Genomic DNA, 15,155 nt, shown 5'->3' on the forward strand with positions numbered 1-15,155 from the left:
CGCCCACGCACCAGCCCGCGCCGCACCCCGACCCGCACCGAGCGCCGGATCATCAAGGTCCGCCTCCTGCGCCGCTGGGGACCGGCCCGCATCGCGCACCTGCTGCACCTGGTGCCCTCGACCGTGCACCGCGTGCTGACCCGCTACGGCCTGGCCCGCCTCACCCATCTGGACCGGGCCACCGGCCATGTCATACGCCGCTACGAACGCGACCGCCCGGGCGACCTGGTCCACGTCGACATCAAGAAACTCGGCAACATCCCCGACGGCGGCGGACACAGGACTCTGGGCCGGCAGGCAGGCCGCAAGAACCGCGCCGCCGGCGGCTACAGCTACCTGCACACCGCCGTCGACGACCACTCCCGCCTCGCCTACAGCGAGATCCACGTAGACGAGAAGAAGGAGACCGCCACCGGCTTCTGGTCCCGCGCCCAGGCGTTCTTCACCCAGGCCGGGATCACCGTCGAGCGCGTGCTGACCGACAACGGCTCCTGCTACCGCTCCCGCGACTGGCGCGATGCTCTGGCGGCGGCCGGGATCACCCACAAACGCACCCGCCCCTACCGGCCCCAGACCAACGGCAAGGTCGAACGCTTCAACCGCACCCTGCTCGACGAGTGGGCCTACGCCCGCCCCTACCAGTCAGAAGCCGAGCGCCGCGAAGCGTTCCCGCAATGGCTGCACACCTACAATCACCACCGCGGACACACCGCGCTCAAGGGCCAACCACCCGCCAGCCGCGTCCCCAACCTCACGGGTCAATACACCTAGTACTCCAGCAGGATTTTGCTGTCTGACCTGGTCTTTCGCCGGGCGGCCGGAGTATAGCGCGGCTTCGATCGTGTGGGGGCGGTCTCACGGGGACCGCCCCTCGATCGTGCGACAACGTCGCAGGTAGTGACAGCGGCGGGCGACTGCTTGGCGCCGGCGGCGCCAGTTCGACCAGCTCAGCGCGTGACGTCGTCCGCGGTGTCCACTCAGGTGCGGGGGCCGGGCACGACAAGCTGCCAGGAGTCGCCGAACCTCCGCCACTGTGAGCCCGATGACCCCGGCCGTCCCACCTGTTCCACCCCCTTTTCCCGGACCTGGTGTGCCGTAGCGGCCAGGAAGGCGTGCGCGAGCATGGCCAGAGTGATGTGCCGATACCAGCCCACGTAGCGGCGGACCTCGTACTGGTCCAGGCCGCACTCGTTCTTCGCCGCCTGGAAGCACTCCTCGATCGCCCAGCGCGCCCCGGCGACCCGCACCAGTTCCTGGACCGTGGTCTGAAGGGGCGCGTAGGCGAGGTAGTAGGCGATCTCGTCGGGCTTGCTGATGCTGCGCCGGGCCAGTGCCCACCGCATCCGGTGGGGGACCTCGCCCTGGTAGTCGAACTCGGCGACGGCCGGCAGCCGCACTGCTGCCCAGTGGTAAACACGGGGCCCCTTCGCGCCGTCGCCGCAGGAGATCTTCTCCCACGCTTCGTCCGGAGCCTGCGTGAACAGGCCCTCGATCCGTGAACAGCCCACGCTGAACTGGGACTTGGGGACGGCCAGTACGTAGCCGACACCTGACTGTTCCAGCAGCCGGCGGAAGCGGTTGTCCTGGCCGTAGGCGGAGTCCGCGGTGACCCAGGCGATAGGCAGTGGCGAGGCGAGGGCCCGCAACACGATGTGCCGGGCCAGTTCGCCCTTGGTGGCGAACTCCCGCTCGTCGGGGACCCTCGCGGTGCGGCAGCGTTCCCGGTCCTCGGTCCAGGACTTCGGGAGGTAGAGCTCGCGGTCGACCAGAACCCGGCCGCGGGCGGAGGCGTAGGCGGCGAAGACGCCGATCTGGCAGTTCTCGGTCCGGCCGGCGGTTCCGGAGTACTGGCGCTGGACCCCGGCTGAGGTGGTGCCCTTCTTGATGAACCCGGTGTCGTCGATGATCAGGACGCCGTCGGTCTCGCCGAGCTTGTCGGCAACGTATTCCTGCAGGTCGTCGCGGATGTCATCGGGCTCCCACTTCGATCCGGCGAGGAGGTGCTGCAGCCCGTCAGGCGTGCGGTAGCCGGCCTGTTCGGCCAGCTGCCAGCTGTTCTTGCGGGCCACCGGAGCGAGCAGCCCGCGTACGTAGTCACGCATGCGTCGGCGGAGCTCGACTCGGCCGAAGCGGTGCCCGATGGTCAGGAAGAGATCATCCAGTTCGAGGTCCCACTGCGCGGCGGCATACTCGGTGATCACCCTCGGAGGCTGCCCCGCCGCTGTCACTACCTGCGACGTTGTCGCACGATCGAGGGGCGGTCCCCGTGAGACCGCCCCCACACGATCGAAGCCGCGCTATACTCCGGCCGCCCGGCGAAAGACCAGGTCAGACAGCAAAATCCTGCTGGAGTACTAGATCCCGCAGGCTCGCAGCAGCCGTGGAAACACCGGAGCACGTGGTGGATAGCAGTGCGGGCCTTCCCGGCGCTGCTCCGCAAGCTGTACCTCCTCGACCAGCACCGGCACAGTGATGACAAGCGCGGCGCCCGGCGATTCGCAGTCACCGGGCTCTCATTCGTCGGACGTGAACAAGGCAGGAGGCGGCGAGGAGGGCGGTCGCCGTGAGGCAGATCCACGTCTCGATCCATTGCAGGGGAAGGAACTGCTGCGGGTCGAGGTCGCGGCTGTAGGTACCCGTGATGTGCCGCGTGTGCTCGCACTGCTGCAGGGCCTCCCAAGTGCTGGGCGGGCAGGGGGACGTGGCGGTGAGTGAGCCGTCCGCGTGGGTGTAGCCCTGATCGAGGTGCCAGGCATTGAGAATGCGGTCGGGGAACGCGTCGCTGTAGGTTCGCCTGACGGACGGGGTGAGCAGATGGGGCCTCAGTTTCTCCAGTCCGGTCTGGACGGCGAGGGTGACGGCGGCCGAGACGGCGACCGCGGCGAGGACACGGCGCAGCAGCAGACCGACGGCGGCACCGGTGGCGAGGGCGAGAAGGAGATGTGCGACGCCAGCGGGGCCGGTGTAGGGCAGATAGGACCAGTCGCTCTGGGGGGTGGTGTCGCGCCATGCCGTGCCGAGCGGGCCGGTGGCGGTACGTCCATGCCGGATGGTGGACCACCACCAGGTGACCGGCGTGGTGATCAGGAGCGCGGCGACGACGGTGACGCCCCCGGTCACGCACAATTTGGCGGCGGCCCATTGCCGACGGCTGACGGACTGGGTCCAGGCGAGCCGGTGGGTGCCGTCCTTGAGGGTCTGCGCGAACAGCGGGGCGCCGAGCAGTGCGCCGACCGCGACAGGAAGGAAACGCAGAGGCGCGCGGGCCGCCGTCATGATGGTGCTGACGGCGCGGGGCGTGCCGTCGCACACTGACGGTCCCTCGGCGCCGAGGGCGCGACCGTGGGGGCAGTTCGTGGCCCAGCTCTCCACCGCGCTGACGAGCTGGGCGTGCTGCCACACTCCCCAGACCGCAGCCAGGGCGGCGAGGGCGAGTGCCGTCCAGTGGGCCACGCGGTGCTGCCGCCAGGCCAGCCAGGCGAGTCCCGCCGCAGGACCGACGGCCAGGCGGCGAATGACGATGCGTACGTTCACCGCGCCCGCCGGTCCTGCGTGTCCGGAGAGCCGGGTGCCGGGGCCTTGGCCGTGAAGCGTCCGGCGATCAGCGGTGCGGCCTGCGGATTGCGCAGATAGGCCAACAGGATTTCTTCAAGGGACGGTGCGGCGGTGCTCACGGCGCCGTCGGTGGTGAGCGGGAAACGGACCAGCACGCTGAGGACACGTCCGCTGCGGCGCGTCTCGATCACCGTGCCCATCCGCGGGGGTATCGCCGGCGTGGCGGCGTCGGGGCAGGTGAAGGTCATCAGGCTGTGCGCCGCCTCCACGAACTCCGTGTCGTCGGCCAGGAGCACGCGTCCCCGGGCCATCAGCAGGACGTGGTCACAGACCAGGTGCAGCTCCGAGAGGGCGTGGGTCGACATGACGATGGTGGTGCCGTGCTCCGCGGCGCGCTTCATGAGGACGCCGGTCAAGGCGAGGCGACGCTGGGGATCGAGGTCGGCCATCGGCTCGTCGAGCAGCAGCAGCTCCGGTTCTTTGCTCAGCGCCAGGGCGAGCCCGACACACGTGCGCTGACCGGTGGAGAGGCGACCGACACGGGCCCGCAGGGGTATGCCGCAGTCGTCGATGATCGCGCGGGCCGCCGCTTCATTCCAGCCGGGGTTGAGGGCCCGTCCCAAGCGCAGCGTCTCCGCGACGGTGAACCCCCTTTCCAGCGGGCGGTCCTGGAGTAGCACGCCGACGCGGGGCAGGACGGCGGGGGTGCCCGGAGCGCGGCCGAGGACACGCAGGGCTCCCGCGTCGACGGGCCGCAGCCCGGCCGCCACGGTGAGCAGGGCGGTCTTGCCTGAGCCGTTGGGTCCGACGAGACCGACGACGCGTCCACGGGGAACAGTGAAGTCCCCGGCGCGCAGAGCCCATTCGTCCCCACCGCGGAGGCCGAGGCCGACAGCTTCAAGTGCGGGAGAAGCGTCCGGAGCGTCGCCGCCGTAGGAGCCACTGTCGTGAGAGCCGTTGCGGTAGGGGCCGCTGGCGTAAGGGCCGTCGTCCTGGTGTGCGGCGGACGGGTCGAGGGGGTGGTTCATCGCTCCTCGATCACCGTGAGCCGACCGGCCGGGGGAAGAAGACGTCGAGTTCGGCGGCCAGCAGCGCGGCCACGTCCTCGCGTTCCAGTCCGCCGGCGCGGGCCGTGGCCATCCAGACGCGCAGCTCGTCACGCAGGGGCGAGCCCGCCTGTGTGGCCGGCTGCGCGAGTGATGCCCGTACGAACGTCCCCCGGCCCTGGCGGGTGTCGACCAGTCCTTCCCGCTCCAGTTCCCGGTATGCCTTGAGGACGGTGTTCGGATTGACCGCCGTCGCCGCGACCACCGCCGAGGCCGACGGCAGCATGTCACCGGGCACGAGCTGGCCGAGCCGCAACGCCTGCTTGGTCTGCTGAATGATCTGCTGATACGGAGCCACGCCGTTGTGCCGCTCGATTCGAAAATCCACAGGCCCACTATGTCACCACTAGCTGAGTAGTGGACCTGCTTTGGGCTGCCGCATATCGGCGCCCCCTTCCCTCCGCCACTTGCCTCGCAGCTCACTGCCCATCCGGGCGTGCGTGCCCCTGCGGCGCGAGAGGTGTTTGACACGAGCGGGGCCCTCACCTGAGACTCAGTCCACTAAGTAGGTAGTGGACATATCGAGGGAGTTTCGCCATGCCCACGGACATGGACCGGCCCCGGACGCTCAGTCCTCCCGTCTCCGCGAATGCCCGGGCGAACACCGCCGACGTCGTCTCGGGGCTGCCCTCCGTCCGTCCGCGGGTCCGGAGTCGCATCGCCCAGTCCTCAGTCACCGAGTCGGTCCTGCTCTGCCTCCTGACCCTGGTGGTGAGACTGCCGTCCTTCCGCCGCCCGTTCTGGAGCCCGGACGAGGGCTACCTCGCCACCCAGGCGGCGATGCTGCACAACGGAGGTCACCTGTACGACGACGTCGTGGACCGCAAGCCGCCACTGATGCCCTGGCTGTACGAGGCGTGCTTCGCCGTGGCGGGGAACAACGGACTCGCGGTGGTACGAGTGGCAGCGGTCGTTTCGCTCGGTGTCACCGCGATCCTCACCGCGCGCACGGCGAGCCGGCTGCTGGGCACCTGGGCGGCGCTGCCCGCCGGAGTGATGACGGTGACGGCCTCCGCGGCACTGCCCGCACCGGATGCGATGGCCGCCACTTTTGAGATCTTCTTGCTCCCCGCGACCGTGGCAGCGCTCTACTCCGGGATCAAGGGACGCTTCCTGGCTGCGGGACTGGCCGTCGCCCTCGCCGCTCTGACCAAACAGGTCGGCTTCGCCCCCCTGTTGCCGCTGATACCGCTCGCCCTCGGCGGGAGTCGACGACGTCGGGACGCGGTCGCTCTGGCCGTGGGCGCGGCGGCTCCCGTGGTGATCTGCGCCCTCAGCCTCGGGGCGCACCGCTTCGCTTTCTGGGTGTTCCTCTCCTCGGGCTCGTACGCGACGTCACCGCTCGGCGCGCTGCACGTGGCAGGCCGCGCCGCAGCCGGCTTCGGCAACCTGCTGACAGCGTTCGCCGCCGTGGCGGTCCTGCTACCCCTGCTGCCATGGCGTCGCCATTCGCGCCTTCGCTCGGCACCGCTCCGGCGGCATCGGACGGTGTGGCCCCGAGGCGAAACGGGGCCCGACGCCAGGCTCTCCCGCAGCCTCGATCTCCTACTCGCCGAATGGCTGCTCGCGTCCGTGATGGCGGTCGCGGTGGGCTGGCACTTCTACGGTCACTACTTCCTCCAACTCGCACCGCCCTTGGTGCTGTTGGCGTTGCGGGTGGTGGACGCGGCCTGTGGCACCCCGCTCGCCGGGCCTGCCCTGCTGCGTCGTCGGGTCGGCCGTGCCGGACGGCCGGCGACCGCTCTGGGCGTAGCGGTGTGCTCCCTGCTGGCCGCCGCGTGGTGGACGGCCGGGGCGTGGCAGGCCCGGCCCCCGCAGATGGACAAGTCGGTAGCGGTGGCGTCCTTTGTGCGCGACCACACTGCACCGGGGCAGCCGGTCTTCGTATGGAGTATGCACCCGGAGATCTACTGGCTGTCCGACCGGCTTCCGTCGAGCCGCTACCTCACGGCGGGACTGCTGACGAACTTCAGCGGTGGCGGCGATATCCGTCGTGTCGGCCCCTCCTACGCGGTCCCCGGCACCTGGCCCGTCTTCCGCCGAGAACTGGCCCACACCCCGCCGTGCATCTTCGTGGACGACTCGTTCGACACGCCTTATCCCCTCACCAACTACCCGGAACTGCGCACCCTGTTGGCCGACGGCTACCGGCAGGTGGCCGAGATCGAGGGCGCGCGTGTGTATCGCAGGGACGTGTGCTGAACGGTGTCCTGTCGCTGGGGTGCATGGCCATGTACGAAAGGGGCCCACGGGCTCGAACAGGGTTACTGCCGCCAGGCCCTCGGCCTGTCCAGAGCCGGGACCAGGTGACGTACTGCCGGACGCTTCGAGCCATGGTGCCTCAAACGGCCAACCCGAAGCTCGCGAACGACGCCCTCAGCCTGGCGGACACGGCGTCCGAGGCCGCACCGACAGCCGGCGCACGCCTCCGCGGTTGAGTCGAACGGGTACGGCTCGCCGTACCGATCGGCAGAACCCTGTGTTCGGGTGCAGAGCCCGCTCCCGGGATCGTCGGCAGGGAACTCCCGCAGGTCGAACGGGAGTTGTCCGCAGGCAGGGCTCGGTTCCTCTTTCGCTGGGCATTTGTCCTGGGGGTGGGGTAGTCGACGGTGCTCGTAGGCGGGTTCTGGACGATGGTTTCACGGGCACGACCGGGGCGTGACGAGGATGAACGGGCCGTCGTTCGGATGGTGTCCCTTGTCGTGGTGTACGGGATCAGTGGCCGGGAGTGCGCGGGCGTCTGCCCGGGGCGCACTTCCACGGGTGGGTACTGCTCCCTGAACAGGAGGCGGGCCATCGCGTAACTCTCCTTGGTGAACGCCCAGTTCAACCACGAGGAGTGCACGATGGCCCTGTCCCAGTCTGACCTGATATGGCTCCTTGAGTCACTACGCTCGACGGACGGAATCGAGCTGATCCGCGCCATCGCCGAGCGGATGGTGCAGGAGCTGATCGAGGCTGAGGCGACCGCGCATGTCGGCGCGGAGTGGAACGAGCACACGCCGACGCGGACCAACATCCGCAACGGGCACCGCGACAGGGTGCTCACCACGCTGGTCGGCGATCTGGACCTGGAGATTCCCAAGGTCCGCACCGGCAGCTTCTTCCCCAGCCTGTTGGAGCGACGGCGCCGGATTGACCAGGCCCTCTACGCCGTCATCATGGAGGCATACGTGCACGGCGTCTCCACCCGCAGCGTCGATGACCTGGTCAAAGCCCTCGGCGGGGACAGCGGCATCTCCAAGTCCGAGGTCTCCCGGATCTGCGCGGCGCTGGACGAACCGCTGACCGCGTTCCGCACCCGTCCTCTGGATCACGTCCGCTTCCCCTACGTCTACCTGGACGCGACCTACTGCAAAGCACGGGTGAACCACCAGATCGTCTCCCGGGCCGTGGTCGTCGCCACCGGCATCACCGAGGACGGGGGCCGCGAGGTCCTGGGCCTGATGGTCGGCGACAGCGAGAGCGAGGCGTTCTGGAAGGAGTTCCTGCGCTCGCTGCGAGAGCGCGGCCTGTCCGGGGTCCGCCTGGTCGTCACCGACCAGCATGCCGGACTGGTCGCTGCGGTCCGCAAGGTGATGCTCGGCGCCGCCTGGCAGCGGTGCAGGGTTCATTTCCTGCGCAATGCCTTCAGCGTGATCGACCGGGACTCCGGTGAAATGGTCTCCGCGACGATCCGCACGATCTTCACCCAGCCCACCGCCGGCCTCGTGCGCACTCAGCTGGATACCGTCGCCGACATGCTCGGCGCCCAGTTCCCCAAGGTCAAAGCGATGCTGCTGGAGGCGAAGGAAGACCTGACCGCGTTCGTGGACTTCCCGCCCCGGCACTGGAGGAAGATCCAGTCCACGAACCCGCTGGAACGGGTGAACCGCGAGATCAAGCGCAGGATCGACGTCGTCCAGGTCTTCCCCAACGACGACGCGCTCATCCGGCTGGTCACCGCCGTGCTCTTCGAGATGCACGACGAATGGATCGCCTTCCCCCGCCGCTACCTCCCCGAAGGCAGCATGAACGAGATCTACCGCGAACTCCCCGAAAGCGCCCCGGCGCTACCCAACACCCCGAACAAGCCCACCAGTTGATCCCCAACACCACGACGAGGGACACGACCCCACGGACCCTGCAGAATCCGTGGACCCGCGAGCAGGCCCAGAGCTGGGCGGACAGCTGGAACCGGCACCGGGAGCCCCTCTTCATCGAAGGCCACCCCTACGCCCACCCGCGGATCTCCGTCCCCAACCCCCCACCGGCCGAGATCCAGCTCGACGGCGAAACCCTCCACCTCGCCCGCTACGGCACCAGAGGAGCCCACTACAGCCGCACACCCCCACCCGCGGAATGGATCCCCGAGCCGTGATCCGCGCGTTCGAACGATAGGGCGGGGAAGTTGGCGCCGCGGGTGGGGAATTACGCGACGTTCCACATCCCGGGAGGACGCTGGCGGATGTGCCCAGAAAGCCGCCCCTGCGCCGGTGCGCGCAGTGCCGTTCACCGCTGCCCCGTGATGCCGGCCCCCGCCGCCGCTACTGCGGTCCGACGTGTCGCAGCCGTCACTGGCGGCGCGTCCAGCGCCACAACGCCATCTATCAGCGGGCCGTGACGAGCAGCCGTGAACTGATCCGGGGCGGGATCGTGTGGGGCCAGACCCGGTGCCCGGTGTGCGCGCTGCCCGTCTCCCTGCGCAAGCGCACGGATTCCGTCTACTGCTCGCCGAAGTGCCGCACCCGCGCCTGGCGGGCACGCCACCAAGACGGCCCCAACGTGACCTGAAGGGGTCGCACCGCAACGTTGCGGGACGCGTCACCGCGTGACGGCTATCCGTCACGTTTGACGCCGATGACCGGTGGATCGAGTGGCGGGGCGGCCGTGCTCACCAGTGGAGTGCCGCCTGAGAGAGCACCGTCACCGGCAGCTCACTGCGGTGTCGTGCGGGGTGATCGATCAGGCGTTGAGGGCCTGCGCGAGGGTGTCGTGGCAGTCGATGACGGTGTCGACGCCGACGATCTGGATGGTACGCAGCACGGCGTGGACGGGTGCGGCCAGGCGTAGCCATCCGCCGGCCGCGGTGAGGTCCCGGTGGGCGGCGATGAGGATGTTGATGCCGGTGGAGTCCATGAAACTCACGCCGTGCATGTCGACCACGACGCGGGGGCCGGTGGCACCGGTGACGTCCAGGGCCTGCCGCAGCGTCGGGCCTGTGTGGTGGTCGATCTCGCCGGTGGGAGTCACCACGCGGATGCCTTCGCTGGCGGTGGAAACGACCGACAGCTGGCCCGGCTGCTCAGCCTGTTCGGTGCCCACGAGCTCTCCCTCAGCCATGCCGGTGATCTTTGCACACCGGATCTTCACTCCGGGAACCGCCCAGTATCTTACGGGCGTTCCCTTTGGGTGGTGAAGCCAACAGTCGGGCGAGCAGTGTCTGCCCTGCCCGCGGGGGTACGCGGCAGACAGCGTGGGGACGCGGGCCGCGAGCGGGAAGCGAAGGCAGTAGATGGGCGAACCAGAACCACGGTGCGGCAGCGGCACGGACTCGGCCGCCAGCAGCTCCTGGCAGACCTCGGTGGCGCTGGAAGGAAGCGGCCCCGACATCGCCCACGCTCGCCACCTGGCCGCCGCCTTCCTCACCCGGGGCCAGACCGAGCACGGCCTGCTGGTCTCCCAGCGCGGCATGGATCTCACACGGCTGGTGGTCAGCGAACTGGTCACCAACGCCCTCAAATACGCTCCGGGTCCGGTTCTGATGGATCTGCGGATCGACGGCGACACGGTCGAGGTGGCGGTGCGGGATTCCGATCCGGTGCTGCCCGCGGTCCGAGCCGCGGACACCGGCCGGGTGGGCCAGCACGGCCTGGAGATCGTGATGGCCGTCGCCGTGGGCTTCGAAGCCCGCAAGGAACCGGGCGGCAAACGCATCACCGTTCGCATCGCCCTGGCGGACACTCCGATCACCAGCCCCGCCGAACGGATCTCCGGCGAAACGGCCCGAGCGGCCCGGGCTGCTGCACGCGGCGCCCGGTGCGGGCAAGTTCCCGGAGGACCTCACGGTCCGCAGCGGAGCGGACCTTAAGCCAGGTCGCCTACTTCGAAGGGGCCGTGCCCGCCGTCCCGGTGCTCTACCCGCTCGCCGACGACTACATGGAGCAGCAGGTGTCCGGGCTGCCGACCTCTGGTCGGCAGCCGTCGGCCAGGCATGCGTCGTCATACCGGGCCAAACGACCAGCCGCCGCGCCGAGTCGGGTCACATCCTGGCTTGCGGCAGGCCCCGAGACGCCGCTGACGCGTCAGACGGGGTGGTGCCAGCTGACCCGCTCCCCGTCCCGGCCGGGATGGATGCGATGCCAGACCGGTGCGGCCGGGCCGTGGTGGAGGAGGTCGGTCAGGGGCGCGGCCAGGACGGGCACCTCCCGCAGGAAGCCGGCGAGAGCACCCTCTTCCGCGGCTGCGCGCAGTGCCCCGATCCGGTTGTCGATGCCGACGGGGCCCGTGCCGTCCAGGACGAACAGCAGCCGCGGGAAGAGCGGGTAGTGCCGCCGCCAGTCCTCCACCGGCACCTGGTGATAGGCCGGGCGCCGTCCGGCCGATTGGGGTACGTACGCGTGCAGCCGGGCGTAGGCGGCGAGTTTGGCGGACAGGCGTTCGGGTCCCATGGTGGCGCGGTCGACTTCGATGAACGCCCGCAGCATCGCCCCGCCGCCGGCAGTGCCGCGGCGGTAGAAGAGGAGTGCGTCGGGGATGACCGCCTCCCCGCCCCCCAGCCGGTGGTGGACCTCGGGAATGAAGTCCAGTGGCGGGCACACGTCCCCGAGCCGGCGGGCGTCCTGGACGAAGGCGAGCCCCGTCTGTGACACCGTCAGCCCGTGCCCGGTCTTGAGCCGGACCGCGGTCGGATCGGACACCGCCCGCGGCGCCCGGCGCCCCCGCAGCTCCGGCCACTCGCAGGCGACCTGTACTCCGTAGCGGGTGGGAAACCACACCCGCGTGCGTCCGGCCTGCGCCAGCGTGACCCGCTCGACCAAGCCCTCGCCGCGCAGCTTCGCCAGACGCCGGCGGGTCTGCTCGATCCGCACCCCCGGCGCGATCAGCAGATGCATCTGCTCCGTGGTCACCAGCCGGTACTGCGCCAGCACCGCCAGCGCCAGCCGGTCCCCGCCGCCCGCATCCACACCGGCCATCGCTTCTCGCCCTCCCGCAGACGGCCCCGCCCTCGCACGGCGCCGTCTGCGGGACAGGCCACCAGCCGGCCCCAACCAGCTCGCCGACCACCAGGGCCCGACCACGGTCACGATCCGACAACCCCGCCCCAGACCGGGCCGACAACCCCGCCGACAACCCGTCCCCGCTCCCGCACCGCCCCGCCGCATTCCCGCAGGTCACCATGCTGATTCGGGTGTGGTCGGGAGGCCGACATCCCCTCTACTCCCCCTCACCAACGCCCCACCGCAGGAAGAAAGAGGAATGGGGCGGGGCGGATCAGGATGAGGGCGGCGGGCGAGGGGATCGGGGCCGGCGGGATGCTGCTCGCGCGCGGCCGACGACCGCGCGCCGCCGACGGACACCCCAGCATCCCGGTGCGGGTGATCCTCACCGCCCGGCCGTGACCGACGGACAGAGCAGGGGAGTTGGCCGGGCATGAAGCGAATGATCACCGCCGCGCTCGCCGTCCTCGCCCTGGTCGCGACCGCCGCACCTGCGCACGCGGATGCGACCGTGAGGGACAGCCAGGTCAACCTGAGCGTCATGGGCAAGGGCCTGATGGCCCGGCACGCCGGAGGATGGATCGACCACCTCGGCACCGGCGTGCGCGCCCGCCTCTACACGACAGGCCCGGGCGGCCGGCGCCACGTCCTCACCCGCTGGAAGGACGCCACCCCCCTCACCTACGGCCTGGCACGCATGTCCACAGTCGACTGGAAACTCAACCGCCGCTTCGGCGCGGGCACCTGGCTGTGCATCGAGTTCAACCACGCCGACGGCACCCCCTGCGCCCACATCCAGCGCTGACCGCACCCCGGCTCCGGGAATGCGCTGAGCCCCGGGCGGCAGGCCCGGGGCTCAGTTTCGCGTCTTCGCGGGGGACGATGACGTGAAGTGGTGGCGACACTCCCACCCCGGCCGCCGCGGGGCAGGTTCAGCGGCGGGTGCTGATCTGGCGCACGGTGGGACCCCACCGCTCCTGCACGGCCGCCATGCACCACCGGCACAGCGGCACGCCCCCGCTGCCGTACTTGTGGGTCTTGCGCTGGCAGTTGGCGCACCCCCCGATCTGGTCCCCGGGGCAGGTCAGCGCGGACGGATCGGGCTCCCTGATCGGCGGCGGCGGGGAGGGCGGGGCGTTCAACGGCGGATCCTACCGAGATGGCGCTTACCGGCCACCTCACCTGCACAATATCGGCCACCCCGGCACGCCTGTTCGAGCCGCGCCCTTCCCCGCGGGACCCGCAGTACGGGGAGGTGCGTCAACCCCTGCACCCTGGCCGGGGGTTGCGCGTAGCGTGGCGGGGAGACCCGCCTGGAGGTGCCGATGAGCGTGCAGCCCGACCACACCCCTGCCACCCCGGCCCCGGCCGCCGCCGCGCAGCTGCTCGCCGATCTGCGGGCCGACCGGCGCGCCGGCACCTGGGTGCCCGCCTTCGAGCAGGACTGGGCCCGCGCTCTCGACGACGCCCGCCACAGCTACAGCCTCGCCCCCCTGAACGACGTAGTGCGTACCTGGACCGCCCGCCTCGCCGCCGCCCCGGCCGTGGACGCCTTCCTCGCGGGCGGCTGCGACGACTCCGACGGCCTCGACCTGGACCAGGTCCTGGACGCCCGTACGTGAGAGGCGCGCACCCCTCCTGGCCCGCCCGCCTGTCTCCCCAAGCCGCCGCCACCGCGCGCGAGTTGCCCGACCACGCCCACGAGATGCTCCGGGACGTCCTGGACATCGCCGCCCGCGACCCCTGGTCCTTCCCGCCCTTCGACGCCTGCGACCCCGAAGGCGAAGACGTCCGCTCCGCCGCGGTCGGGCAGCTCACCACCGTCTACTGGATCAACCGCCTCGCTTCACGCCTGTACGTCATCGCGTCATCGACATCATCTGGATCGGCTGACGACCACGCTTCGTGCGAAGGCGAAGCAGTTCTTCGTGTGACTCCCAAGGGTGTTTCTATGACTCCCCAGATCTCCCTGTCGTGCGGCTCCGTCAGCGGACTACGCTTCCTTCGGCCGGGCCCCCTGGCCGCCTGCGCCGACTGGGTTGGATGGCAAGGAGCGTCAAGTGGAAGGCCAACCTCTTGCAGTGAACCTGCGTCGGCCGCCCGCGGGCCGGTGTGGGCCTTCCCCTTTTGCCGGGGCGACGTACCTCCGGGCAGCGGCAGTTCCGCGCGATAGCGGGCTCACGCGGCGCTCCGAGGTTCACGGCGCCGGCAGGGCACCGATCTGCTGCATCACCCCGAGGAGATCGGGCTGGCCCCGTTCGCCGACGATCCGGCCGTCGGCCAGGTAGTAGAAGTTCATGGCCTGCACCGAGATCTTGTGGCCGCTCGCCGGGATCCCGAAGAATTCACCGTCGTGGGTTCCCCGCATGGTGAACCGCGCGGCCACGGTGTCGCCTTCGGTGACCGTCTCCTCCAGCGTCCACTGGACGTCGGGGAAGGCGCTGCGCATCATCCCGAGGACTTCCATGTACCCATGGGGCCCCCGCAGTGGTTCCGGGTGGCTTGGCGCGTGGAACACCGCGTCCGGAGAAATGACCTCGCGGGCGAGATCCTCGTTACTCGTGTTGATGAACTCGACGAAACGGTTCATCACTGACTCGGCGGACTGCGATGGCATCTTGCTGTGCCTCTCCAAAGACGTTTGGGCGGGTACCTGGGAGCGTAACATCGATTCGATGTTCACATCGAATCGATGTTCGCGTGCGAAGATGGACTCATGCTGGAACTCGCGATACTCGGCTTCCTCGCCGAGGGACCCCTGCCTGGACACGAGCTGCGCCGCCGCGTCTCACAACTGACCGGTTACACACGGCCAGTCAGCGACGGCAGCCTGTATCCGGCTATCAATCGCCTGACCAGGGCGGGCTTGATCGAGCGGCGCGCCGACCCGGCCGCGGGGGCGGCCCGGTACGTGCTCAGCCTGACCGCGGCCGGGCGGGCCGAAATGCTTCAGCGTCTACGCAAGCCCGCCGACCACGAGATCACCGACTTCACCCGGTTCTACGTCGTCCTGGCCTTCCTCTCCCACCTGCCCGACGTGGCCGAACAACACGCGGTGCTGCGCAGACGGCTGGAGTTCCTGGAAGAACCGGCGAGTTTCTTCTACGACAACGAGCGGCCCCTGCGTGCCGAGGAGATCGCCGACCCCTACCGGCGGGGCATGCTGCTCACCGCCCGCGCCACCAGCCGCACCGAACGGACCTGGCTGCGCGAGACCCTCGGGGAGGAACCGCCCGTATTCGACACCGGATGCACCGACAGCGATCCGCATGCACCCGCTGCTCCCGCGAACTGA

General features: G+C 70.0%; 17 protein-coding genes and 1 pseudogene. 10 read left to right on the forward strand and 8 right to left on the reverse strand.

What is annotated here, in order from left to right:
• The coding region (locus ABZT12_RS29240) for an IS481 family transposase (protein WP_356390021.1) at nt 1-771 on the forward strand (771 nt) is incomplete at its 5' end.
• 206 nt (nt 772-977) lie between these two features.
• Here ABZT12_RS29240 and ABZT12_RS29245 read toward each other — a convergent pair.
• The 4 genes from ABZT12_RS29245 to ABZT12_RS29260 all read right to left on the reverse strand — a co-directional run bounded on the left by ABZT12_RS29245 (nt 978) and on the right by ABZT12_RS29260 (nt 4,989).
• Nucleotides 978-2,162 carry an IS701 family transposase gene (locus ABZT12_RS29245; protein WP_356390151.1) on the reverse strand — a complete coding sequence of 395 codons (1,185 nt, stop codon included), beginning with the start codon at nt 2,160-2,162 and terminating at the stop codon, nt 978-980.
• Nucleotides 2,163-2,502: 340 nt separating this feature from the next.
• Nucleotides 2,503-3,534, reverse strand: a complete 1,032-nt coding sequence (locus ABZT12_RS29250) for a cell wall protein (protein ID WP_356390023.1) — start codon at nt 3,532-3,534, stop codon at nt 2,503-2,505.
• Entirely contained in the window at nt 3,531-4,583 is a 1,053-nt protein-coding gene (locus ABZT12_RS29255; RefSeq protein ID WP_356390025.1) for an ABC transporter ATP-binding protein, read from the reverse strand. The genes ABZT12_RS29250 and ABZT12_RS29255 overlap by 4 nt, the downstream gene beginning before the upstream one ends.
• A 10-nt stretch (nt 4,584-4,593) precedes the next feature.
• The gene (locus tag ABZT12_RS29260) at nt 4,594-4,989 is read right to left on the reverse strand and encodes a GntR family transcriptional regulator (protein WP_356390027.1); all 396 of its coding nucleotides are present in this window, start codon (nt 4,987-4,989) and stop codon (nt 4,594-4,596) included.
• A 209-nt stretch (nt 4,990-5,198) separates the two neighbouring features.
• Between ABZT12_RS29260 and ABZT12_RS29265 the strand changes: the two genes are divergently transcribed.
• From ABZT12_RS29265 to ABZT12_RS29280, 4 genes are all read left to right on the forward strand, one after another.
• Entirely contained in the window at nt 5,199-6,863 is a 1,665-nt protein-coding gene (locus tag ABZT12_RS29265; protein ID WP_356390029.1) for a glycosyltransferase family 39 protein, read from the forward strand.
• Nucleotides 6,864-7,507: 644 nt separating this feature from the next.
• Entirely contained in the window at nt 7,508-8,746 is a 1,239-nt protein-coding gene (locus ABZT12_RS29270; RefSeq protein WP_356390153.1) for an IS256 family transposase, read from the forward strand.
• Nucleotides 8,743-9,021, forward strand: coding sequence for a hypothetical protein (locus ABZT12_RS29275; protein ID WP_356390031.1), 279 nt, complete (start codon nt 8,743-8,745; stop codon nt 9,019-9,021). Before ABZT12_RS29270 ends, ABZT12_RS29275 begins: the two co-directional genes overlap by 4 nt.
• Nucleotides 9,022-9,260: 239 nt before the next feature.
• Nucleotides 9,261-9,434, forward strand: coding sequence for a hypothetical protein (locus ABZT12_RS29280; RefSeq protein ID WP_356390032.1), 174 nt, complete (start codon nt 9,261-9,263; stop codon nt 9,432-9,434).
• Between the two features lie 171 nt (nt 9,435-9,605).
• Here ABZT12_RS29280 and ABZT12_RS29285 read toward each other — a convergent pair whose 3' ends face one another.
• Nucleotides 9,606-9,983, reverse strand: a complete 378-nt coding sequence (locus tag ABZT12_RS29285) for an STAS domain-containing protein (protein WP_356390034.1) — start codon at nt 9,981-9,983, stop codon at nt 9,606-9,608.
• Between the two features lie 172 nt (nt 9,984-10,155).
• Between ABZT12_RS29285 and ABZT12_RS29290 the strand changes: the two are divergent.
• Nucleotides 10,156-10,605: pseudogene (locus ABZT12_RS29290) on the forward strand (ATP-binding protein); the annotation flags it as partial.
• 340 nt (nt 10,606-10,945) lie between these two features.
• On the opposite strand, the gene ABZT12_RS29295 reads toward ABZT12_RS29290, so the two are convergent.
• Complete coding sequence (locus tag ABZT12_RS29295) at nt 10,946-11,836, reverse strand: replication-relaxation family protein (RefSeq protein ID WP_356390036.1); 891 nt, start codon at nt 11,834-11,836, stop codon at nt 10,946-10,948.
• A gap of 303 nt (nt 11,837-12,139) precedes the next feature.
• On the opposite strand from ABZT12_RS29295, the gene ABZT12_RS29300 reads away from it, so the two are divergent.
• Together ABZT12_RS29300 and ABZT12_RS29305 are read left to right on the forward strand one after the other, a co-directional pair.
• Entirely contained in the window at nt 12,140-12,262 is a 123-nt protein-coding gene (locus ABZT12_RS29300) for a hypothetical protein (RefSeq protein ID WP_356390038.1), read from the forward strand.
• 31 nt (nt 12,263-12,293) lie between these two features.
• Nucleotides 12,294-12,665: a hypothetical protein gene (locus ABZT12_RS29305; RefSeq protein ID WP_356390040.1), complete on the forward strand. Its 372-nt coding sequence runs from the start codon at nt 12,294-12,296 to the stop codon at nt 12,663-12,665.
• Between the two features lie 127 nt (nt 12,666-12,792).
• Here the strand turns inward: ABZT12_RS29305 and ABZT12_RS29310 are convergent, their stop codons facing one another.
• Nucleotides 12,793-13,002 (reverse strand): hypothetical protein, encoded by a 210-nt coding sequence (locus tag ABZT12_RS29310; protein ID WP_356390042.1) that lies wholly within the window; start codon nt 13,000-13,002, stop codon nt 12,793-12,795.
• A 183-nt stretch (nt 13,003-13,185) separates the two neighbouring features.
• Here ABZT12_RS29310 and ABZT12_RS29315 point away from each other — a divergent pair, with 183 nt between their 5' ends.
• Complete coding sequence (locus ABZT12_RS29315) at nt 13,186-13,482, forward strand: DUF6247 family protein (protein WP_356390043.1); 297 nt, start codon at nt 13,186-13,188, stop codon at nt 13,480-13,482.
• A gap of 575 nt (nt 13,483-14,057) precedes the next feature.
• Here the strand turns inward: ABZT12_RS29315 and ABZT12_RS29320 are convergent.
• On the reverse strand, nt 14,058-14,543 hold the full coding sequence (locus ABZT12_RS29320; RefSeq protein ID WP_356390045.1) for an ester cyclase: 486 nt from the start codon (nt 14,541-14,543) through the stop codon (nt 14,058-14,060).
• Between the two features lie 33 nt (nt 14,544-14,576).
• Between ABZT12_RS29320 and ABZT12_RS29325 the strand changes: the two genes are divergently transcribed.
• A complete protein-coding gene (locus ABZT12_RS29325; protein WP_356390047.1) occupies nt 14,577-15,155 on the forward strand; it encodes a PadR family transcriptional regulator in 579 nt (192 codons plus the stop codon).

It is taken from the genome of Streptomyces sp. NPDC005423 (genome assembly GCF_040606415.1).
In the GTDB taxonomy this organism is placed as follows: Bacteria; Actinomycetota; Actinomycetes; order Streptomycetales; family Streptomycetaceae; genus Streptomyces.